This is a genomic window from Melioribacter sp. Ez-97 (genome assembly GCF_051488665.1).
Lineage (GTDB): Bacteria > Bacteroidota > Ignavibacteria > Ignavibacteriales > Melioribacteraceae > Melioribacter.
Map to the genome: position 1 here is coordinate 1 of NZ_JBPSEG010000005.1, position 22,285 is coordinate 22,285.

The following is a 22,285-nucleotide window of genomic DNA, read 5'->3' on the forward strand; positions in this document are numbered from 1 at the left end:
ATCTTTTTGTCTTTTAACGACTTATAGCTATTTTATCAACCGATAACTGGGACGCCTATCAAATTTCGTTTCAGTATTCGAACTTAATTAAGAGCTCGTCGCAAAGCAGGTATCCTTTTTTAGTAAGACGGATAATACCGTTTTCGATTTTAAGAAAGCCCTCCGTATTCAGTTTTTCCAGAATAGGCAGATTCTCGGAAAGCCATTTGTCTCCGAATCTGTTCTTCAGATTTTCAATATCGATACCGCCGCTTCTGAGAGCCAGCATCACGTATTCTTCCAGCATCATTTCCGTAGTCAGAATTTCGCTGCCTGCAACTCCGTGTCCGCGTTCGTTGATTGCTCTGTTATAAAATTCGAGACTAGAATAGTTCCACCATCTTTTGTTTTTAACAAAAGAGTGAGCCGAAGTTCCGAAACCGAGATAATCGCAGTATTGCCAGTACGCCCTGTTGTGGACTGATTCGTAACCCGGTTTGGCAAAGTTGGAAACTTCATATTGAATGAATCCCTTCGATTCAAGAAAATCGATTGTCGTTTCGTAAAGGTCGGCGTCGTAATCTTCGTCCTGAATCGTAACTTTGCCGTCGAGAACCATTTTATTCAATACGGTTCCTTTTTCGAGAATAAGACTGTATGCCGAGATGTGTTTAACCGGCAGCTCAACCGCTTCGTTCAAGTTTGTCAGCCATTTTTCTTTGCTCTGACCGGGCAGGTTAAAAATCAAATCGACGCTGATATTTTCGAAGCCCGATTTGAAAGCGTCCCACACGCACTTTTTAGCAGTTTCGGCGTCGTGTATCCTGGTTAGAAAATCGAGGTCGTCTTTGTCGAACGATTGAATTCCTACGCTCAAGCGGTTAATGCCGGCTCTGAGGAATTTTGTGAGTTTCTCGACGTCGACGGTGCCCGGATTTGTTTCGAGCGTAATCTCGGCATTTGCCGAGATGTGAAAAGAATTTTTAATTTCCTCAAGTATAGACGAAATATATTCGGGCGTCATGAAAGAAGGAGTGCCGCCTCCGAAATAGACGGAAACAGCTTCGTACTCCTCCGAATATAAGTTTGCGTAATGAGCGATTTCTTTCTTTAAACTTTCTAAGTAGCTCGCTTTGTTTTTATAATTCGTAATCGAATAAAAATCGCAATAAATACATTTATGGTCGCAAAACGGAATATGAACATAGATCGCTAATTTGTTCACGACGAATTATCTCTTAAAATCCGATTACCAATCCCAATGTAGCCGTATTGGTTTTTGCCATTTTATAGTCGGCTACGATGTCGAAAATCAAAAGGTTAAGATTAAAGCCGACGGTAAACGCGCTCGAGTTATCTCCTTCGAGGTCGAATGAGATTCTCGTCGGAGGAACTGGTACGCCGTTGACAGTCTCGTTCGACTGATAGTCGTAATTTACGGTAGTTTTCGACGACTCGAATGTCAGACCGGCATAGGGAGTAATCGAGACAAGGACGCCAAACTGCTTGCTAGCAAATACGCCGAACTGAGTGGCTTTTGTCTCGAAGACGTCGCCCACTTTCAGCTGTTGATAAAACGCGCCGACGGATAAATCGAGGGGAAGCGGATTGTTCAGGAAAACATTCAGATTGTGCATTGCGCCCAAACCCCAGAAAGTAAACTTACCTAAATCCTTGATGTCGACTGAGGGCAAATATCTTACGGATAAATTCGTACCGAGTACAGTTCCTACATTCAACTGAACTGCAGCTGTCGGCAGCGCCGGAAGTTCGTCCAGAAAACCTTTTACTTCCTCTATTGCCATTTCATACGGTTGAAGTTCGTAACGTCCTTCGTAAAAACTGCCGCCTTCGAATTTCACCTTCAGAAATTCGTTTTTGCTCCCCACAATTGTGGGGCCGGAAAATTTCACATTGAATTTTCTGCTTTTAATTTCCTGCTTCAAATTTTCATAGTCCGGATTAGACGGATCGATACCCGAATTTGCAAGAATTTGTCCGGCTTGTTTATCGTTAAAATAAAAGTCTCCTGTAGCTGAAAATTTTTTTACATCGTCCGAGAACAACGAACCCATGCCGACTACTTTCAAAGTAAGATCGAATCCCAGAATTTTAGCGTCGGGAATTTCCGAAATCCAGCCGGAATTCAAATTCGATCCGAAAGCCGAAGTAACCGGCGCAACATAGGCTTCGCCCACAGTCGAAGATAAATTCGAAAGAGTTTCTTTGAGCGACTGCGCTTTTATTTGAACCGTAAACAAAAATAAAATGGATAGAAATACAGAAAAATATTTGCTGATGCGGATGCCCATCTGACTGTCTCCTCTTAATTGATATTTCAATTTAACCAAAATTTTTTACTTAGCGATGTGAGTCAAATCAATTTTTAATTTTCATCAGTTCTCTGGCGCCGTCGAGAGCGGCTTCGGTAATTTCTTCGCCGCTGATTAGTTTGGCTACTTCTCTCACTTTTTCTTCGTCGTTCAGGATTCTGATTGTACTGATAATTCTGTTGCCCGATTTCTTCTTTTCGACGGCATAGTGATAATCCGCAAGTCCTGCAATTTGTGGAAGGTGAGTAATTGCAATAATCTGGTGAGAAGAAGCCAGTTCTTTGAGAGCGAGCCCTACTTTTTGCGCAACCGAACCGCTAATGCCGGTGTCGATTTCGTCGAAAATAAGTATCGGAAGCCGTTCCGATTTAGCGAGAATCGATTTTAGAGCCAGCATAATTCTTGAGATCTCACCGCCCGAAGCCACTTTGGTTAGCGGTTTTGGGTCTTCTCCCAAATTAGTTGAAATGTAGAATTCAATTTTATCAATTCCTCGTTCGTTATATCCCGTTTTCTTACTGTCTATCAAAAGATAGTCCTCTTTATCTTGAGTTTCTTCCCTCTCGATTTTTACCTGAAAATTGCTGTTTGGAATGCCGAGGTATTTGAGCGCGCGCTCGATTTCTTTTTTAACGCCAGGAACAACTTTTTTACGCGACTCCGACAATTCGAGCGCCAGTTTGCCGCATTCAATTCGGAGCGCTTCGATTTTTTTCAGGAGTTCTTCTTTCCTGGCGGAAAAATTCTCGGTAGTTTCAATTTCGGCTCCTATTTTATCTCTGTATTCCAAAACCGTTTGGATTGAACCGCCGTATTTTTTCTTCAGTAATTTAAATGCGCTCAGTCTCTGCCGGACTTCCTCGAGTCTTTCCGGATCGATATCGATTTTATCTTTATAGCTCCGGAAGAAATTCGAAATTTCGCCGATGATAATGGACGCCGATTCGATTTCGTTCAGTTTATCTGCGACAGAAGGATCGATTTTCGTCAGTTCGCCGATTCGATTTTTTATATAATTAATCCGGTCGTGAACGGAATTTTCTTCTTCGTAGAGTTGATTGTAAATTTCTTCGGAGAGCTCTATCAATTGTTCGCTGTTTTCGAGCAGATTCAATTCTTTTTCCAGAGCTTCTTCTTCATCGGGCTGAGGATCGACTTCGTTAATTTCCTTCAACTGAAAGCTGTAGAGTTCATATTTTTCTTTCAGAGCGTCTTCTTTCGAAACAAGTTCTTTGTAATTCGAAATTTCGCTTTTAAGAAGGGTCAATTTTTGTTTGTAATTATTGAGCAAAGTTTCGTTGCCCGCAAATTCATCGATCAATTCTATATGAGTTGAAACTCTAAGAAGGGATTGATGTTCGTGCTGACCGTGCAAATCGACGAGATAATTTCCTACATCCTTAATAAGGGCAAGCGAAACCGGAGTATCGTTCAAAAAACATCTGTTTGTGCCTTTAACGGAAATTTCCCTGCGAACTATCAAATCGTCATTGGAATCGATATCGTTTTCAATCAGCAGATCGATCACCTTTTGATGTCCCTTGACATCGAATATCCCTTCGACGATCGATTTAGCGGCTCCTTTTCTGACAACCTCGGAAGAAGCCCTGTCGCCCAATAAAAGACCCATAGCGTCGATAAGAATCGATTTTCCGGCGCCCGTCTCTCCAGTAATAATATTCAACCCGCCGTGAAATTCGATTTCGATTTCCTCGATAAGCGCATAATCTTTTATGTATAAACTCTTCAGCATAATTTGCCCGATTATTAAACTCAAAATTATTACAATAAACAAAACTATCAAGTATTTGAACAAAATAAGAACAAAAAAGAGATTTTTTTCGATAAAATTGACAACTAACCGACAGTTTATTATATTGGGAGTCCGAAAATTGAAACGACTCCAAGATTACATCGCGGGGTGGAGCAATTGGTAGCTCGTCGGGCTCATAACCCGAAGGTTGCAGGTTCAAGTCCTGTCCCCGCTACAAATAAAAAAGCCTCAGTTATCTGCTGAGGCTTTTTTTAATATTTTCTATAAAAGTTGCAGGTTCTCCGTTAACTAACGGACGTTGGCTAACGGACTGTCCCCGCTACAAATAAAAAAGCCTCAGTTATGCACTGGGGCTTTTTTTTAATTTTTTCAAATGCAGTTGGCTTTAGCCAACTGTTAAATGATGAATAAACGGCAATAGCTAAAGTATCCTTTATACTAAAACCGATCGGCTAATTTCCATTCATAATTTTATATAAATTCCTCAACCTCTTCTGTGAATGATTTTATCCTATGATGCTCTTGTTGTTTTGCAATATACTCTCTTACACTCTCAACTTTATTTTCACTTACGCTTACCGCCCAGTAATCGTCTTGCCAAATAAATTTCATTCTGGTTAGTTTGTGTTTATTAATCCAATATGAAGATTCTCCTTTTATCAGTTGAGCTACTTTGCTGATTGATTGTTCTTTGTTGAGTGAAATAAGACAATGAACATGTTCTTTATAGCCATTTATTGAATCGAGCCAAATTCTTTTTTCTTTGGCATTTTCTTTAATATGCTGAAAAACTCTTTCTCTCAGTTCTTTTGTGTTTAAGTATTGTTCTCTGTTCTTTGTTGAAAATACAAGATGTACCCATATCCTTACCCAACTCATAGATTTACTCCTTATTTATGCGGCTAAAGCCAATGCCCCATCTTTTCTTTTCAGTTAACTAAAGTGAACTGTAATTTTATATTCACTTTCCAATTTCAACTGGCTTTAGCCTCATTCATTATATTAGTCTTCTCCCAAGCCTATAATCACATAATTATTTCTTACCTGGAAGAACTCTGCATAAAATCAGTCCCAATTGACAGCTCTTATAATCGCCGGAATTGCCCGTCCTTCAGTTTTTTACTACTCTAATTACAACTGGAATATGATAGGAAATATTTAGAAGCTAAAAATTAAAATAAATCTTTTTTCTGTTTTTCTTCAAACCTTTCCCGCGCTATTAGCCCAAAATTGCATTAAAACCGAATTTTAAAGATTTACTAATACTTCGGCAATTATATAAAAAAAGCTTGAATTACGCCCGGATTCGAAAGAATACGGATTTTTCGAACAAAACTATTTAAATTTAACTTTAATCCGTATCACATAATCTAATTATTCGGGAACTTAATCGATGCGCAATCCGTTATGTGTGTAAGATGTACAAATGCGGTAATTTCCGCCTGACCTCATTAATTCCATGGCTTCCTGAATTTTAGAAATTACATCTAAACTAATAAACGAATCTTACGATAATAAGAGTGAATAAAACTTTCATTTTATTGTTGTTCCAGATCACTCTGTTGATTCTCGACACAAATTCGATTGTAAGATTGTGATATTTTGAAATGTAAAAAAGGCGATAAAATGAATTTATTTATTGTAATACTTGCACTGATGTTGTTGTTCATTGTGATAAATTTTCGGAAAGCTGTCGGAATCTTTCGCGAGTTACGTTCCGAATAAAAGAGAAAAATTTACCCCCGATGAAACTTATTTAGTTTTAAGGGAGTCTAACGCATAGAAATTACACAACACACACCCCTCAAAACACACCAAGTCCGATTAGTTCGCCCTAGCTAATCGGACTTTTTTTATTCCCCTATTGAAAACAATCTGAGGGAATGATTGTTCATTCCCTCAATAATTTTTAATCACTTCTCCAGCACGACCGTCACATCGTGTTCCATTCCGTCGTTTAGAACCGGCAATTTATTTCCCCGGATTTCTTTTCCGTCCAAAATAATTTTTTGAACGCCTTTATTGATTCCGGAAGGATTTTTAATTGTAATGTTATATACGGCATTTCTGAACTTTCTTTGTACTCTCAGTTCTTTCCATTCAGACGGTATACACGGGTCAATAACCAGTCCGTCGAAGTCCGGCCGGATGCCCAGGATGTACTGAGAAATTGATACGAAAGACCATGCGGCTGTTCCGGTTAACCACGAATTTTTTGCTTCGCCGTATGTCGGAGCGTCTTTTCCTGCGGTCATCTGGCTATAAACATAAGGCTCGGAGCGGTAAGTGTCGATCTGTTCTTCTTTTTTGGAAGGACAGATACTCAGATAGTATTCAAAAGCCCGATCGCCTCTTCCGACTATTGTTTCCGCTATTTGAATCCATGTGTTGTTGTGAGTAAAAATACCGGCGTTCTCTTTATAGCCAGGGGGATACGAACTAATTTCTCCCAGATGCGGATAGTACGTCGAATATGCGGGCTGCTGCAGAATTATTCCGTTCGGAGTCGCAAGATATTTCTTAACGCTGTCGAGCGCTTTCAACGCATATCCGTTTTCCAGACCGGCTCCGCCTAAAACAGACCAGCCCTGGCTTTCTATAAATATTTTACCTTCTTTATTTTCTTTCGAGCCGACTTTTTCACCGAATGAATCGTAAGCGCGAAGGAACCATTCGCCGTCCCATCCGTGTTCGTATATAACATTTCTCATATCTGCGGCTTTATTTTTATAGTCGTCGGCTTCGTCGTTCTTACCGATAAAATTAAGAATCCCCGCCATCTCCTCGCATGCCCTGCAAAATAATCCTGCAATCATAACCGATTCGGCTATGCGATCGTTTTCGATGTGTCCTGCAAGCTGAAAGCTTTCACCCGGTGTAGTCGAAAAACAATTAAGATTAAGGCAGTCGTTCCAGTCGGCATGCCCGATCAGAGGCAATCCGTGAGGGCCTCTGTTGTTCAATGTATAGTTTAATGAGAGACGGAGATGCTCCATCAAATCAGCATCCGAATCCGGCTTATCTGCGTATCCGATTTTTTCATCGAGGATTGTCGTATCGCCCGTTTCTCTGATGTAGGCTGAAGTAGACAGGATTAGCCATAGCGGGTCGTCGTTGAATCCTCCTCCGATATCCGCATTCCCTTTCTTAGTCAAAGGCTGGTATTGATGATAACAAGTTCCGTCGGAAAGTTGGGTTGAGGCAATATCGAGAATTCTCTGTCGCGCCCGCTCGGGAATCATATGGACAAATCCCAGTACGTCCTGATTGCTGTCGCGGTATCCCATGCCTCTTCCGATTCCCGACTCGTAAAGCGACGCCGACCTCGACATATTAAACGTAACCATACACTGGTATTGATTCCAGACGTTTACCATTCTGTTAACGTGTTCGTTTGCAGTTTCGGCGTGATAAACCGAAAGAAGTTTATCCCAGTATGATTTCAGTTCTTCGAAAGATTTTTCAACATTTTCCGACATTAAATATTTCTTTTTTACAGTCAAGAATTCGTCTTTTCTAATTTTGCCGTCGGGCAGATATTTTTCTTCGGGCGGATTTTCGGCGTAGCCCAGTATGAAATTGATTTTTTTCGATTCGCCCGGTTTTAATTCGATATCGATTTGATGCGCGCCAATCGGCAGCCAGCCGTAAGCGATACTGTTTTTGCATTCGCCTTCGATCACAGCGCGAGGCGCGTCGAGTCCGTAATGGAGTCCCACGAATGCGTCTCTGCTCGAATCATAACCCGATACTTTTTCGCTGCACGCAAAATAACCGTAATGATTGCGTCTCTCTCTGTATTCGGTAATATGAAAGATTGCGCCGTCTTCTATTTCCACCTGACCGGTTGAATAATTTCTCTGGAAGTTTGTCATATCGTCATAGGCTTCCCACAAGCACCATTCGACAAAGCTCCACATTCGTATATTTTTATTTTCCTTCGATTTATTTTTTACTTCCACATGCCATACTTCGTTACGCGCGCCAATAGGCACAAAATATAGTACGGATACTTCGAGTCCGTTTTTCTCTCCGTTTATTTTCGTATAACCGAGCCCGTGGCGGCATTCGTAGTTGTCGAGAGGAACTCTCATCGGTTTCCACATCGGATTCCAAATCGTGTCGCCGTCTTTGATATAAATATATCTGCCGTTGCTGTCCATCGGAATATTATTGTAGCGATATCTTGTCAATCTTCTCAACCGGGCATCCTGATAAAAACTGTAACCGCCCGCAGTATTCGATATTATACCGAAGTAATGCTCTGTCCCGAGATAATTAATCCAAGGTAAAGGCGTATCGGGACGAGTTATTACATATTCTCTTTTTTGATCGTCGAAGTGTCCGTATTTCATTTTATCCCCTGATTATTATTAATGCCCTGATAGATTGATAATTTATACCCGCAAAAAATAAAAATAATTTTCGTTATTGCTTTTATCATTTTGATAAACAACAATCTTTTTTTTGATTTTATTTTCGTCGAATTTATTTGTATCGACGCTATTATTTTATTAATATTTTCAACCGCAATTTCATTGAAGAAGCAATAAATAAATTTCATAAGTTAATCATATTTTTCGGAGATAACTGATGAGGGATATCCGCCTTTTTGTTTTCATTCTATTCACTTCTACTTCAATATTATCTTCGCAATCGCTTTACGAACTTCAGAAAGAATTTATCGACTTGCGGTTCGGCGTATTTTTTCACTTCGGTATAATGACATTTACGGGCGACCCGTGGGCGACGCCGCATCAGGATATTTCAAAATTTAATCCTGCCGACCTGGATTGTAATCAATGGGCTGATGCCGCTTCGAAAGCAAAAATGAAATTTGCAATATTGACGACAAAGCATCACGACGGTTTTTGTTTATGGGACAGCAAGTACACCGAATACGACGTGGCGTCAACGCCCTGGAAGAACGGCAAAGGCGACGCACTGCGGGAATTCGTAGACGCGTTCCGCAAAAAGGGGATTGAACCGTGCTTTTATTACTCGGTTTGGGATAATACTCACGGAATCGGGAACAAAGAAATTAATCGAGATGATATCGAATTTATCAAAGGTCAATTGACCGAACTGCTTACAAATTACGGAAAAATTAAATTACTTTTTATTGACGGATGGTCCTGGAAGATGGGACACCGCGCCGTTCCCTATGACGAAATAAGAGAGCTTGTTAAGAAATTGCAGCCCGAATGTTTATTGATTGACAATACGCACATACCCGAATTGTATCATAATGACTTAATACATTTCGAGACGGCTGTTAAATGTCCTGCGGACAACAGACTGCCGGGAATGCAAAGCATGTTGATCAACAAAAGCGGCGGGAACGATTGGTTCTGGTCGCCTGACGTTGCCACAGCTCCTTTGCTTACCGCAGACGAAATTCTCGAATCGCTCGATTATCTGGAAAAAAGATGGTCGGTTTTTGTTTTAAATTGTCCTCCGAATAACAAAGGACTTATCGATTCTAGCATAGTTGAAAGATTATCGGAGATCGGAGAGAAATGGGAACCCGATTTCAACCGCCCTCCGCTGCCTGAAACAAATACTGTTATTGAACATCCTGTCGTAATTAAAAGCGCTGAAGCAGAAAGCGGAAACGCAGACTTTGCAGTCGACGGTATTAACGACCGATATTATTATTCCTATTGGGAATCCGATTCAACTCTTCCGCAATCAATTATATTTGACCTCGGCAAGAATTACGATCTTATTCAGTTCGGGTATTTGCCCAAATACACTCCGGTTGTTCAACCGGATAACGACGGCAGCATTACTTCTTACGTTCTTTACGCGAGCAAAGACAAAATTGATTTCGATAAAATTGCCGAAGGAAATTGGATGGGCGACCACCGAATGAAAGTAATTCGATTCCCGGCGGTAAGCGCACGATATTTAAAATTAGTCGTCAATTCAGCCGTCAACAATCGGGCGATTATTACGGAAGCGCTGGCAGGTAAAAAGAAATAAATCGCGATTTCGGATATAATACTTTTTTTAACATTCAAGAGGTTAATTCATGAAACGATCGACTTTAATATTACTCTTATTTTTAACGTCTGCGTTATACCCGCAGACAAACAACGGCGTTCAAATTAAAGCCGGGGATATTTATGTCAAAGCTGTCTTCTATTCCGAAAATATAGTAAGGGTTTTGAAATGGCACGAATCGGGAAGCGAAAACAAACTGAGTCTTTCCGTAATATTTAAAAACATTCCCACGCTTGAAATCAAAAAGACGTCCGACGCCGATGGAACGATTATATCTTCCTCCAAGCTGAAGATTGTTATCTCTCATAAAGACGGAAGCGTCATTTTTAAGGATCCTTCTGACAACATTCTCCTTAAAGAAACCGGGAAAGCCGAATTCATTCCTGAGGTTTATCACAACGACAGCGGTTTTACAATCAAGCAAAATTTTGAATTTTCAAAAGACGAGGGGATTTACGGTTTGGGACAGCACCAATACGGATATTTTAATTACAGGGGCAAAAAAGCAGTTCTGGTACAATCGAATACGGACGCCGTAAATCCTTTCCTGATTTCAACAAACGGATACGGTATTTTGTGGGATAATTATTCCAAGACAATTTTCGACGACACTCGCAATACTCCGTACTTATGGTCGGGCATGGGCGATAATATCGATTATTATTTTATAACCGGAGAGAACATGGATAAAATAATTGCCGGTTATCGATTGCTTACAGGCAAAGCTCCTCTCTACGGGAAATGGGCATACGGCTACTGGCAAAGCAAAGAGCATTACGACACGCAAGCAGAATTGATGGGAGTTGCAAAAAAATATCGCAAGCTCGGAATTCCGATCGACAATATTATACAGGATTGGGATTACTGGAACGGGGCGGCTAATTGGAGCGGAATGTTTTTCGACAAAACATTATTCCCTTCTCCAAAAGAAATGTGCGATTCGTTACACAACATGAATTATCACATTATAATTTCAATTTGGCCTGCATTGGGACCCAATACTGAAATATATGCGGATATGGCAAAACACGGATTTCTTTACAGACCGGTAGGATGGGCGGGCTTCAAATATTACGACGCTTTTAACCCGGCTGCAAACGATTTATATTGGAAATATCTGAAAGCAGGACTCTATTCAAAAGGACTGGACGGTTGGTGGATCGACTCGACCGAGCCAGATGTTGTAAATGCAATGACAAAAGAATCGAGCGAATACGAATTAAAGAAAATGGGCGGCAATTATCTGGGTTCCTGGGCTCGATACCTTAACGCATTTTCGCTGGCAATGACAAGCGACATTCATAAATACTGGCGACGGGAAACATCCGACAGAAGAGCTTATATTTTAACCCGTTCAACTTATGCTGGTCAACAACGGAACGCAGCCACTACATGGTCAGGCGATATCGGCGCAAGCTGGGACGTTTACAAACGTCAGATAGCTGCGGGATTAAATCATTCGATGTCGGGAATTCCATACTGGACGTTTGACATAGGAGCGTTTGTGCTGGGCGCATACGAAGGAGTTTTTATGAACGGCGGCAAAGACCCTGCATACCAGGAATTGTACACCCGCATGTTTCAACTGGGAACTTTCACACCGATTTTCCGTTCGCATGGCTCGGAAACTCCTCGTGAAATCTGGGAGTTCGGGGAATTCACGCCTGTCCTCATCAAATTCGATAATCTGAGGTATCGGCTTCTGCCTTATATTTATTCTCTTGCCTGGCAGGTTACCAACAATGACTACACTATCATGAGGGGACTGCCGATGGATTTTCAAAACGACAAATCCACATATAATATCGACGATCAATTCATATTCGGCCCTTCGATGATGATTTGTCCTGTAACCGAGGCGATGTACTATCGTCCTCCGGAAAAAAGCGTTCCGATAAAAAAAGATCATTTCAGAACGATCGATGGGAAAGCCGGTTTGAACGCTCAATATTTCAAGGACCCCGATTTCAAAAATTTATCGAAAGAAAAAATCGATACAACAATTGATTTCATCTGGTACACGGGACGACCGGATTATGTTACCGACTCCGCTTATTCTGTCAGATGGCGGGGGAAATTAATTCCGGACGAATCCGGAAAGCATCAATTCCATTTAATCAGTTATGACCGCAAGCGGGTAATATTAAACGGCGACACGCTTAAAATGGTTTACACAAGCGTTGAACAATATACGGAACCTGTTGAACTGACTGCCGGCAAAGAATATGATTTAATAGTGGAGGTTCAGAACAATTCCACCGGCGCCGCCAAGATGAGATTATTCTGGAAAACACCTTCGGCTTTTGCAAAAGAGGATTCTAAAATTGCAACCTCAAAAGAAAGAAAAGTTTATTTGCCTAAAGGCGCGGTATGGTTTGATTTCTGGAACGGCAAAAAATACGAAGGCGGCGCGGCGCGCTTATTCGAATCCCCGATAGATAAAATCCCCATTTTGATTAAAGCGGGTTCGATAATTCCGATGGGCCCGTTCGTTCAATACTCGTCAGAAAAACCCGCCGATCCTCTCGAAATAAGAATATATCCGGGAGCCGACGGCGCTTTTACGCTTTATGAAGACGAGGGCGATAATTACAATTACGAAAAAGGAATCTATTCGACAATCGATTTCCGATGGAACGATAAAACAAAAACATTGACAATAGGCAAAAGAAACGGAGAGTTCCCCGGAATGTTAAAAGAGCGCGCATTTAATATTGCAATTGTTAAAGAAAATCACGGAACCGGTATCGACATTACCGCAGCACCCGACAAATCTGTTACATACAAAGGCGACGAAATCACTCTGCAATTTTAATTTATGCCGCCCGTGCAAAGCGGGCGGCTCTTTATAATCTCTCAATTTTATTATGTTTGTATTTTAGTTTATTCGGTTATTGAATGAAATTATACCTTAATAAAAATCTGAGAATAATTTACGCCGTAACTCTTATCTCTGTAATGGGGGTCGCCAGCATTACTCCTGCCTTTCCCGATATAGCAAGTCATTTCAAATTAAACGGCAAAGAAATAGGACTGCTTATAGTTTTCTTTACATTGCCGGGCGTACTTTTAACTCCCATGCTCGGAATTCTGGCAGACCGCTACGGCAGAAAGAAAGTTCTTGTTCCCTCTTTGCTTTTATTCGGCATAGCGGGATTTTCTTGCGCGTTTGTAAGTAAATTCGAATACCTGCTGGTATTAAGATTCATACAGGGAGCGGGCGCAGCTTCATTGGGATCGTTAAACGTCACGTTAATAGGAGATTTATTTGAAGGCGGTCAACGAGCCGCGGCTATGGGTTATAACGCCAGCGTACTCAGCATTGCAACTTCCGTATATCCGTTTATCGGCGGATTGCTCGCCAGTATAAGCTGGCATTATGTTTTTCTTCTTCCGGCGTTTGCAATTCCCGTGGCGGCAATTGTACTAATCTATCTAAAAAACCCGGAAACCTCCCGTAAGCAAACCTTGAAAGAATATCTATCCAACGCATTGCACAGCATTAAATCCCGCGACGCGGTAATTTTATTTTCAATCAGTCTTGTAACGTTTATTCTCCTGTACGGTTCATATCTTACATATCTCCCATTTTTGCTAAATAAAACTTATAAATTTAATTCCGCGCATATCGGAATCGTAATGTCGATTATGTCATTTACAACCGCTCTTGTTTCGTCGCGTTTAGGCAAGCTATCCGCCATTTTATCTTATAAAAAAATTATGTCGCTCTCTTTCCTTTTATACGGAATAGCGCTGCTCGGTCTCTCCTTGAGCAATACCATATGGCTTCTTTTAACATCGATAATAATTTACGGTTTCGGACAGGGATTAAATCTACCGACAATCCAGACTTTGTTAAGCGGGATAGCTCCGTTTGAATACCGGGCGGCATTTATGTCGGTTAACGGAATGGTTCTCAGAACCGGTCAAACAATCGGTCCGGCTTTGATGGGAATTGCATTTAGTTTAGGCGGACTTCACGCGGTTTTTTATTCAGGCGCGTTTCTTGCTTTTTTGGCATTAATACCTATCTCATTAATCAGCGTCAATCAAGTATAACGCCTGCAAATTTCAGATAAACAGTTTCTTCCATCGATGTAAGACGGGGATGATCGAGCGAGGCATGATTGAAATAAATTATTCTTGCATACCGTCCGGAACTATTTGCAGCATTGTTAATTACGTTAATAAATTCATTATCTTTAAGGTGATGCGAACACGAAGACGTAAACAAAATTCCCCGGTTTTTCAATACTTTCATTGCCAGCCTGTTTAATTTTTCGTAGCCCTTAATTGCGGCGGGCAGGCTTTTTTTGTTTTTTGCAAACGCCGGCGGATCGATTATTACAACGTCGTATTTTTTGCCTTCTTTAATTTTCTTTGTCAGGAAATCGAAAACGTCGTCCACTGCGAACGAAGCGTCGACCGTAAAGGAATTTAATTCGAAATTGCGCTCCGCCCTTTGAATTTCTCTTGCCGATGAATCTACGAAGGTAATACTGTTGCACTTGTTGAAAGCCGCGTGCAGACCGAAACCGCCCGAATTGCAAAAGCAGTCGAGCGTATCGGCGCCTCCGCAGAATTGACCCGCATATTTCCTGTTGTCGCACTGGTCAAAATAAAATCCCGTCTTATGACTGTCGCTGAAATCGATTTCGTATTTTATCAAACCGTCGTCAATAACTTCTTTGCTCATTCCACCCGCATAAACATAGTCTTCAACAGGCAGACCTTCCAGGCTTCTGAAATATTCTTCGTTTTTTGTAAAAATGTTTTGAGCGCCGAGTTCGTTTTTCAATATATCGACAATCATATTTATATTTTTTTCTACGCCCGCAGAATAGACCTGCAGCGCGTAAGAATCATTATACTTGTCTATTATCAATCCGGGCAGCAAATCGGCTTCGCTGAAAATCAATCTGAAAGAGTCCCTGTCCGGATATACTTTTTTTCTGTAGGCGAAAGCGGTCAATATCCTGGATTTGAACAGCTCCGCTAGTTCGAAATCTTTTTGTCCAGATATAATTCTTACGCTTATCAGCGAATTCTTATTATAAAAACCCGTTCCGAGATAATTTTTATTACTATCCATCACTTGAACAAGCTCGCCGTTTTCCGGGTCTCCTTCTATTGACTTTATTTCATTGCTGAATATCCAGAGATGACCTTTTTTAATTCTTCTTTCTTCATTCTTACCGAGAATTACGCTTTTCATTTTTTTTCTATGACGATTAATAGTAGAATATTATGCACGTGAAGATAAGCAAAATTTATCGTAAGATTTTATATATTCGTAACAACAAACAAAAGGGAATTATGAAATCGCATAAATTATTAATTGCATTATTGTTAGTCGTTGCTATCGGGTGCGGAAAAAACGATCAATCCGAACAAACGGCGAACAAATCTAAAGAATTTGCCCATACGGTCAAAGTAGAAGACGTAGTGCAGGTGAGCAGTTACACTTATCTCAACGTCGACGAAAACGGCAAAAAATACTGGATTGCCGTTCCCAAAGCCGAATTCAATAAAGGCGAAATTCTTTATTTCAACAATTACATGGAAATGAAAAATTTCAAGAGTTCCGAACTGGATAAGGTGTTCGATTCAATTTACTTTGTCGATTATGTCGAGAAACAACTCGGCGCGGGTTCTCTTACGAAACCTCAGAAACCAAAAATAGATAAACTCGACGTTAAAGTAGACCCCGTACCGGGCGGCGTTACTATTGCAGAACTTTATTCGAAGCCCGATAAATTCAAAAACAAGACAATCAAAATTCGAGGCAAGGTTATAAAAGTTAATTCCGGAATAATGGGTAAAAACTGGGTTCATATTCAGGACGGAACAAACAAAGACGGCAATTTCGATTTAACGATTACGACGGACGAGAATGTAAACCCGGGCGACATTGTAACGTTTGAGGGAAAAATTAGTCTCGACAAAGATTTCGGTTACGGCTATTCATACAAAGTTTTAATGGAAGAAGCCAAAACTCATAAGACATTATAATAATCTGCAATTGAACATCCCGTTTTAGAAATACGCTCACACCCTGTTCAATACGGGTGTGAGCATATTCAAAGATTTCAAACCGTTATTCCAATTCGAGAACGACAACCGAAGTTGCCGGAAGTTCTACCTGAAGCTTATTTCCGCTTAGTTTGAATCCATTGAAAGATGCGGGTTTAATTTTTTCCGGATTCTCGAAAGTATTGTGATCCTGCACTTTTTCGGAGGTCAGAATTCTGCCCGAGCATTTGTTTACTTCAGTTCCCCTTAGGTCGATTTCCACATTTTGTTTTTTGTTGATATCGATATTTACTAGCGAAATATGAATTTTGCCGTTTTCATCTTTCGAAGCGGAACATGAAATCGCATCGAGCGCTTTTCCGTCGACGGTATATTGTTCGGAAGTTACATCGACCGGCAGCATGGTGGCGTCGTGATGAACATTATACATTTCCATTACATGATAGGTCGGCGTGAGAATTATTTTTTCTTCTTTAGTCAGGATTACCGCTTGAAGCACGTTTACCGTTTGAGCCAGGTTAGCCATTTTAACGCGCCTGCAGTAATTGTTGAAAATGTTCAAGGTAGCTCCGGCAAGCAACGCATCCCTCATTGTATTTTGTTGATATAAAAAGCCGGGATTGGTGCCGGGTTCCACGTCGTACCAGCCGCCCCATTCGTCAACAGCAAGCGCCACGCGATTTTGCGGATCGTATTTATCCATAATATTAATATGACCTTTTACGATCTTTTCCATTCTGAGCGCCTGCTGCATTGTTTTGAAATATTGATCTTCCGTAAAATCGGTGGCAGAACCTTTAGCGCTCCAATCAATTACTGCATAATGATGAACGCCGATGCCTTCGATCAGATTCAGCGGGATATTTTTAAGCAGCGTTTCCGTCCAGTTATAATCCTCGCCGGCTGCGCCGGAGGCAATTCTGAATAATTTAACGTTGGAATTGCCCGGCAAATAAGTAGCAAAAGCTCTGTAGATATCGGCATAATATTCGGGTCTCATATGACCGCCGCAGCCCCATGTTTCGTTACCTATGCCCCAATATTTAACGTTCCACGGTTTTTCTCTGCCGTTTTTTCTGCGAAGGTCGCTCATAGGACTTCTGCCGTCGAAATTCGTATATTGAACCCACTCAGCCATTTCCCGTACAGTTCCGCTTCCCACATTGCCGGAAATATACGGTTCAGCTCCGAGCTGCTCGCAAAGGTCCATGAATTCGTGAGTTCCGAAACTGTTGTCTTCCGTAACTCCGCCCCACCAGGTATTGACTATAGTCGGTCTTTCGGATTTAGGTCCGATACCGTCTTTCCAGTGATAAGTATCGGCAAAGCAACCGCCTGGCCATCTCAAAACGGGCACCTTCATTTTTCTGAGAGCTTTTACAATGTCGTTTCTTATACCTCTTGTATTTGGAATAATTTTGTTTGTATCGCCGACGTAAAATCCATCGTAAATACATCTGCCCAGATGTTCGGAAAAGTGACCGTAAATGTTTTTATCGATTTTGTATTTCCCCAGATCGGCGTTGATTACAATTTTGTTTTGAGCGTTAAGACTTACGAAAAGGATTAAGAAAAAGATTATAAATCGTCGCATTCATTCCCCCTTTTTTAGTTATAGTTTATATTTTTGCTTGAACCATTCGTAGGCTGCATTGATTTGTTTTGTCTTTTGCTCTGCCAGCGCTTTAAGCTCGTCTCCAAGATCGCTCACCCTGTCGGGATGATATTTCGATATTAAATCGAGATAACGCTTGCGTATGTAAGATTTGGTAACCTTTCCGGAAAGCCCCAATAACTTCCCGTAATATTTGGCTTTTTCAAAATCGGTGGCTTTTGTGGGGTCGAAATCATCGGCTTCAAACGACGTTCTTTTTTCATACTTTTCGAATCGTTCGTACTTCTCGTACTTTTCATATTTTTCATATTGCGTATAAGTTCTTTCTTCTTTTCTGGAAGACTTTCTGTGAGTTCTTTGCCGGAAATAAAAACCGACTATGTCGTTTACTGAAGTGAAAAGTTCCGAGCTGTTATCGCCTATATTGAAGAGATAATCGAGCATAAATAAATTGACGTTATACCAGTCGGTATCTTTTATTCGGACCGAATTCTCTATGATATTTTTCTTTACCGTATCAATCTTCAGATTAGGTCTCAGCTTAATCAGTTTATTGTTTTCGACAACCGGAGTTACAATTTTCAGCAGCGAATTTATCCAGCCGTCCGAACCCATTTCGAGCACCAAAGTATGAAGCACAAGGAATTCGCTGTATACTTCGTCGGAAGGAATTGTCATTGAAAGTTCAGGAGAATAACTGATGCATTGAAGATGACCGTAAGTGGTAAAAGCTAATTCGTTGAGAGTTTGGTCGGTATCCATATCGAACCACTTTTTACAAACGCTTTCTACAGCCTGAGGCACAAACAGATTCTTGAATTCATAAGAGGCTTTGAAGCTGGAATTCAGAAAGTTCTGCGAAAATCCCGACAGAGCGGAATGCGTTGTGCCGATAGCCGTCCATACGTTTTTATAAATGGCGTCGTATATATAAAACGCGTCGTCGTATCTTTTTTGTTCGAACACAAAATCCGCGGCTTCTCTCAACTTACGTATGTTCATATAACCATTCTGTTTTTATTAATATTACAAGTATACAAAAACCGCCAAATAATTCTACTATAAAGTGGCAAGGAATCTTTCCAGCTTTTTAGACACTTCGGTAGCTACTTCTGACAGAGCGGAATTTTTTACAGCCTGCATCGACTCCATCGGATTGACGGCGCTTACCTGAACAGTGCCGTCGTGTTTTTCCTGGAGTATTACGTTACATGGAAGCAGCACTCCGATATTTTCTTCCATCAACAGAGCTTTATATGCAAGAGGAGGATTGCATGCGCCGAATATCTTATAATTTCTGAAATCGACATCGAGCTTTTTTTTCAAAGTATCTTTAACGTTGATTTCCGTCAATACTCCGAAACCTTCTTTTTGCAAAGCTTCTTTAATTTTATTCTCCGCTTCCTCAAACGAGTAATTTACAACCTTCGAATTAAAATAAGCCATTTTCCCTCCTTTCGTTTTTTATAAAAAATTTATCATCACAATTATAGTAATTACAGCGGCGCCGGTAAAATTAATTATAACGCCCGGTAGAGCCATGTTTTTTATTTTCAGCTTACGGCTGCCGAACACAATAGCGTTCGGAGGCGTGGCTACGGGCAGCATAAAAGCGCAAGAAGCCGAAAACGCAGCCGGCGCCATTAACAAGATCGGATTAATATTCAATTCCAGAGACAAAGATGCAAGTATGGGCAATAAAATTTGCGCCGTAGCAGTGTTGGATGTTAATTCCGTTAAAAAGGTAACAATCAAGCAAATCGATAAGATAATGTAAAACGGATTGAGTTCTTTCAACGATACAAATTGCCTGCCGATCATTTCCGACAATCCCGAATCGACGAATCCGTACGCCAGAGCAAATCCGCCTCCGAAAAGGAGCACAATGTCCCACGGTATTTTATTAATCGCATCGCTTTCGAGAACGAATCCCGTTTCGCCTTTGGATTTATTAACGGGTATCATAAATAACAAAAGAGCCAATGTAATTGCGACCGTACCGTCGTCAATAAAATCGCTCGCAGGCATCAGGTCCGACCATCCCGGAACTACAAACAAGCCCGTATTGATATCGCTGCGGAATATCCAGAGCAAAGAAGCGGCAATAAATACAAAGAGGACGGATTTTTCGCCGCTTTTTAATTTGCCGAGCTCTAATTTCTCTTTTTTTATTATTTGCCGGTCAATACTAATTGCAGGAGGAGTTCTGTAAATTATTTTGTTGAGCAGCAACCACACGAAAGCAAGCAGTATAATTGTAATTGACAACGCCAGCGTCATCCATCCGGCAAATGTAATCTGTTCGTAGTTTGGAAAATTAATCTTAAATACTCGTTGAAAAACCAGATTCGGCGGAGTTCCGATCGGCGTAGCCAAGCCCCCGATAGAACACGAGTACGCAATTGCAAGCATTAATGATATCGAAAAATTTTTTACGTCTTTATTTTGGTTTTCTTCTTCGACTTTTTTTATAACAGACAATCCGATCGGTAGCAGCATTACCGCCGTGGCTGTATTCGAAATCCACATCGAAATAAACGCCGAAGCGATCATAAAACCCAGGATAATTTTGCCGGGCGAATTTCCCAGAAAATAGATTATGTTCACTGCCATTCTCTTATGCAGGTTCCACTTTTCCATAGCGACCGCAATAATGAAACCGCCGACAAACAAAAAGATAGTAGAATTAATGTAAGCCTGAGAAATTGACCTGGACGAGACCGCGCCGGTCAAAGGAAAAACAACAAGCGGTATAAGCGATGTGGCTGCCAGCGGAATCGATTCGGTTATCCATAACATCGCCATCAACAGACCTGTGGCGGCAACTATTTCAGCTTTTTCATTGCCGGCGCCAAAATCCAGAAGCAAATAAACAGCTGTCGAAAAAACAATACTAATGATTACAGTAACTTGTTTTCCCGGAAAAGCTTTTTTCATTTATACTATTCTTATTTTGGATAAATCACATTGAACAGAGCCGAATAATCTTTATCCGCCATATTCATATCGATTCCCTGCTGCAGTATAATTTTCACTTTTTCTATTATTTCCGTATTTACTTTTTTACCGGCAAATTCTTCCTGGATTAGATTTACATCCTTCAACAAATGCTTCAGAGGAAAATTCGCTTTGTCGAAATCTCTCTTCAGCATTCCGTTCAGCTTTTTGTCGAACGTAGGAGCATAAAGAGCGCTCTTCCTGAGTATTTCCATAAACTGATTTACGTCCACATTGCTCGACAAAATATATCCGAGACTCATTGAAAAGACCGAAGTGAGCGAGGCAATCAATTGATTCAGCGCCAGTTTCATTGCCGAAGCGCTTCCGATATCCCCGACGTGATAAACGTTGTCTCCGAAATTCTTCAATAATTTTTTCCACTTATTGTAATTATCTTTCGAAGCGCCAACCATAACTATCAGCTGACCTTCTTCGACCTGTGGGATGCTTCCGAGAACGGGAGCTTCGATATATTCTCCTCCGTTTTCTTCTATTCTGTTTTTCAACAAAAGACTTTCATTGGGCGAAATAGTGCTCATCTGAATCAAGGTTTTACCTTTGAAAGATATTTTTTCGGAAAACAAGGTTTCGCTTATTGCATTAAAATCCGTCAGCATTGTAATTATCACCGGCGTTTCTTTAACGGCGTCAGCCGGCGAATCAAATATTTTAGCCTGATGCTTTTTCAGGCGTTCGGTTTTCGATTTGGTTCTATTAAATACGAATAAATTATACCCCGCTTTCAACAATCTGAAAGCCATTGGTTCTCCCATTAATCCGGTACCGATAAAAGCTACCTTCATTAATTTACCCCTTATTTAATTAGTTGTACTAAATCAAGTTCAATTTCTTCCTCGCAGAAAAAAGGCTCGCCGTAATCCTTTCCGATTTTAAATCCGTAAACTTTTGCCCGGGCTTCGAGAAACTTGAGGAAATTAGGCTGGCTTATAAACGTTTCGGGCTCGTCGCTTTCGGGATTGTAAAACTGAGATTTATAAGCGCGGACTGCGTTCATTTTTGTTTCAAACGTTTTGCTTATGTCAACCACAAAAGAAGGCTTGAATTCGTAAGTCTGCATAAAATAGAAAAGGCGTTTGGGTCGATAAGCTTCCTGGTCTGTAATAATTTTGGGCAGACCCGAAAAAAAGAACGCTTCTTTAACAAGGTTTCCTACGCCGATATGGTCTGGATGGCGGTCGTTAAAATAAGGCGCAAAGAGTATCTTAGGGCGAAACTCCCGTATCTTGCGTATCAATGCATGCAGATGCTCTTCATTGTATTTAAGATTGCCGTCTTTGAATCCGAGATTTTCTCTGTGCGTCAACTTCAGAATTCGAGAAGCTTCTTCCGCTTCTTTCAGTCTTAATTCCGGCGTGCCTCTCGTGCCGAGTTCCCCGCGTGACAAATCAACAAGACCGACTTTATAGCCGCCGTCGGTTAATCCGGCTATTGTACCGCCCATTGATAATTCGGCGTCGTCGGGATGAGCGGCAAATATCAGTATATCGAGCTCCATAAAAATCCGTTTTTATTTTGGTGTTTAAT

16 protein-coding genes and 1 tRNA gene are annotated in these 22,285 nt (G+C 40.9%); 5 read left to right on the forward strand and 12 right to left on the reverse strand.

What is annotated here, in order from left to right; genetic code table 11:
- Positions 1 to 70: 70 nt before the first annotated feature.
- From hemW to recN, 3 genes are all read right to left on the reverse strand, one after another.
- Positions 71 to 1,204: a radical SAM family heme chaperone HemW gene (hemW, locus tag ACSSWA_RS07435; protein WP_437355932.1), complete on the reverse strand. Its 1,134-nt coding sequence runs from the start codon at positions 1,202 to 1,204 to the stop codon at positions 71 to 73.
- 13 nt (positions 1,205 to 1,217) lie between these two features.
- Positions 1,218 to 2,291, reverse strand: a complete 1,074-nt coding sequence (locus tag ACSSWA_RS07440) for a DUF6588 family protein (protein WP_437355933.1) — start codon at positions 2,289 to 2,291, stop codon at positions 1,218 to 1,220.
- Positions 2,292 to 2,358: 67 nt separating this feature from the next.
- On the reverse strand, positions 2,359 to 4,065 hold the full coding sequence (gene recN, locus ACSSWA_RS07445; protein ID WP_437355934.1) for a DNA repair protein RecN: 1,707 nt from the start codon (positions 4,063 to 4,065) through the stop codon (positions 2,359 to 2,361).
- A gap of 162 nt (positions 4,066 to 4,227) precedes the next feature.
- On the opposite strand from recN, the gene ACSSWA_RS07450 reads away from it, so the two are divergent.
- Positions 4,228 to 4,300: transfer RNA gene (locus ACSSWA_RS07450), tRNA-Met, on the forward strand.
- A gap of 257 nt (positions 4,301 to 4,557) precedes the next feature.
- Here the strand turns inward: ACSSWA_RS07450 and tnpA are convergent.
- Positions 4,558 to 4,965, reverse strand: coding sequence for an IS200/IS605 family transposase (tnpA, locus tag ACSSWA_RS07455; RefSeq protein WP_437355935.1), 408 nt, complete (start codon positions 4,963 to 4,965; stop codon positions 4,558 to 4,560).
- Between the two features lie 1,034 nt (positions 4,966 to 5,999).
- Positions 6,000 to 8,441, reverse strand: coding sequence for a GH36-type glycosyl hydrolase domain-containing protein (locus ACSSWA_RS07460; protein WP_437355936.1), 2,442 nt, complete (start codon positions 8,439 to 8,441; stop codon positions 6,000 to 6,002).
- A gap of 238 nt (positions 8,442 to 8,679) precedes the next feature.
- On the opposite strand from ACSSWA_RS07460, the gene ACSSWA_RS07465 reads away from it, so the two are divergent.
- From ACSSWA_RS07465 to ACSSWA_RS07475, 3 genes are all read left to right on the forward strand, one after another.
- Positions 8,680 to 10,071, forward strand: coding sequence for an alpha-L-fucosidase (locus ACSSWA_RS07465; protein ID WP_437355937.1), 1,392 nt, complete (start codon positions 8,680 to 8,682; stop codon positions 10,069 to 10,071).
- A gap of 49 nt (positions 10,072 to 10,120) precedes the next feature.
- Positions 10,121 to 12,907 (forward strand): TIM-barrel domain-containing protein, encoded by a 2,787-nt coding sequence (locus tag ACSSWA_RS07470; protein WP_437355938.1) that lies wholly within the window; start codon positions 10,121 to 10,123, stop codon positions 12,905 to 12,907.
- 83 nt (positions 12,908 to 12,990) lie between these two features.
- On the forward strand, positions 12,991 to 14,151 hold the full coding sequence (locus ACSSWA_RS07475) for an MFS transporter (RefSeq protein ID WP_437355939.1): 1,161 nt from the start codon (positions 12,991 to 12,993) through the stop codon (positions 14,149 to 14,151).
- Here the strand turns inward: ACSSWA_RS07475 and ACSSWA_RS07480 are convergent.
- Positions 14,138 to 15,307, reverse strand: a complete 1,170-nt coding sequence (locus tag ACSSWA_RS07480; protein WP_437355940.1) for a class I SAM-dependent rRNA methyltransferase — start codon at positions 15,305 to 15,307, stop codon at positions 14,138 to 14,140. The genes ACSSWA_RS07475 and ACSSWA_RS07480 overlap by 14 nt on opposite strands.
- A 101-nt stretch (positions 15,308 to 15,408) precedes the next feature.
- On the opposite strand from ACSSWA_RS07480, the gene ACSSWA_RS07485 reads away from it, so the two are divergent.
- Complete coding sequence (locus tag ACSSWA_RS07485; protein ID WP_437355941.1) at positions 15,409 to 16,104, forward strand: GW dipeptide domain-containing protein; 696 nt, start codon at positions 15,409 to 15,411, stop codon at positions 16,102 to 16,104.
- An 85-nt stretch (positions 16,105 to 16,189) separates the two neighbouring features.
- Here the strand turns inward: ACSSWA_RS07485 and ACSSWA_RS07490 are convergent, their stop codons facing one another.
- The 6 genes from ACSSWA_RS07490 to bshB1 are packed head-to-tail and all read right to left on the reverse strand — an operon-like array spanning position 16,190 to position 22,256.
- Entirely contained in the window at positions 16,190 to 17,719 is a 1,530-nt protein-coding gene (locus tag ACSSWA_RS07490) for an alpha-N-arabinofuranosidase (protein ID WP_437355942.1), read from the reverse strand.
- An 18-nt stretch (positions 17,720 to 17,737) separates the two neighbouring features.
- Positions 17,738 to 18,742 carry a J domain-containing protein gene (locus ACSSWA_RS07495; protein WP_437355943.1) on the reverse strand — a complete coding sequence of 335 codons (1,005 nt, stop codon included), beginning with the start codon at positions 18,740 to 18,742 and terminating at the stop codon, positions 17,738 to 17,740.
- 57 nt (positions 18,743 to 18,799) lie between these two features.
- Entirely contained in the window at positions 18,800 to 19,186 is a 387-nt protein-coding gene (locus ACSSWA_RS07500; protein WP_437355944.1) for a DUF302 domain-containing protein, read from the reverse strand.
- A gap of 18 nt (positions 19,187 to 19,204) precedes the next feature.
- Complete coding sequence (locus ACSSWA_RS07505; RefSeq protein WP_437355945.1) at positions 19,205 to 20,677, reverse strand: SLC13 family permease; 1,473 nt, start codon at positions 20,675 to 20,677, stop codon at positions 19,205 to 19,207.
- Positions 20,678 to 20,688: 11 nt separating this feature from the next.
- Positions 20,689 to 21,543 (reverse strand): NAD(P)-dependent oxidoreductase, encoded by an 855-nt coding sequence (locus tag ACSSWA_RS07510; RefSeq protein WP_437355946.1) that lies wholly within the window; start codon positions 21,541 to 21,543, stop codon positions 20,689 to 20,691.
- An 11-nt stretch (positions 21,544 to 21,554) separates the two neighbouring features.
- Positions 21,555 to 22,256 (reverse strand): bacillithiol biosynthesis deacetylase BshB1, encoded by a 702-nt coding sequence (bshB1, locus tag ACSSWA_RS07515; RefSeq protein WP_437355947.1) that lies wholly within the window; start codon positions 22,254 to 22,256, stop codon positions 21,555 to 21,557.
- Positions 22,257 to 22,285: the final 29 nt, after the last annotated feature.

Coding starts and splice junctions, on each gene's coding strand:
- ACSSWA_RS07440 (WP_437355933.1), bottom strand. CDS start 2,291: ATGGGCATCCGCATCAGCAAATATTTTTCTGTATTTCTATCCATTTTA.
- recN (WP_437355934.1), bottom strand. CDS start 4,065: ATGCTGAAGAGTTTATACATAAAAGATTATGCGCTTATCGAGGAAATC.
- tnpA (WP_437355935.1), bottom strand. CDS start 4,965: ATGAGTTGGGTAAGGATATGGGTACATCTTGTATTTTCAACAAAGAAC.
- ACSSWA_RS07460 (WP_437355936.1), bottom strand. CDS start 8,441: ATGAAATACGGACACTTCGACGATCAAAAAAGAGAATATGTAATAACT.
- ACSSWA_RS07465 (WP_437355937.1), top strand. CDS start 8,680: ATGAGGGATATCCGCCTTTTTGTTTTCATTCTATTCACTTCTACTTCA.
- ACSSWA_RS07470 (WP_437355938.1), top strand. CDS start 10,121: ATGAAACGATCGACTTTAATATTACTCTTATTTTTAACGTCTGCGTTA.
- ACSSWA_RS07475 (WP_437355939.1), top strand. CDS start 12,991: ATGAAATTATACCTTAATAAAAATCTGAGAATAATTTACGCCGTAACT.
- ACSSWA_RS07480 (WP_437355940.1), bottom strand. CDS start 15,307: ATGAAAAGCGTAATTCTCGGTAAGAATGAAGAAAGAAGAATTAAAAAA.
- ACSSWA_RS07485 (WP_437355941.1), top strand. CDS start 15,409: ATGAAATCGCATAAATTATTAATTGCATTATTGTTAGTCGTTGCTATC.
- ACSSWA_RS07490 (WP_437355942.1), bottom strand. CDS start 17,719: ATGCGACGATTTATAATCTTTTTCTTAATCCTTTTCGTAAGTCTTAAC.
- ACSSWA_RS07495 (WP_437355943.1), bottom strand. CDS start 18,742: ATGAACATACGTAAGTTGAGAGAAGCCGCGGATTTTGTGTTCGAACAA.
- ACSSWA_RS07500 (WP_437355944.1), bottom strand. CDS start 19,186: ATGGCTTATTTTAATTCGAAGGTTGTAAATTACTCGTTTGAGGAAGCG.
- ACSSWA_RS07505 (WP_437355945.1), bottom strand. CDS start 20,677: ATGAAAAAAGCTTTTCCGGGAAAACAAGTTACTGTAATCATTAGTATT.
- ACSSWA_RS07510 (WP_437355946.1), bottom strand. CDS start 21,543: ATGAAGGTAGCTTTTATCGGTACCGGATTAATGGGAGAACCAATGGCT.
- bshB1 (WP_437355947.1), bottom strand. CDS start 22,256: ATGGAGCTCGATATACTGATATTTGCCGCTCATCCCGACGACGCCGAA.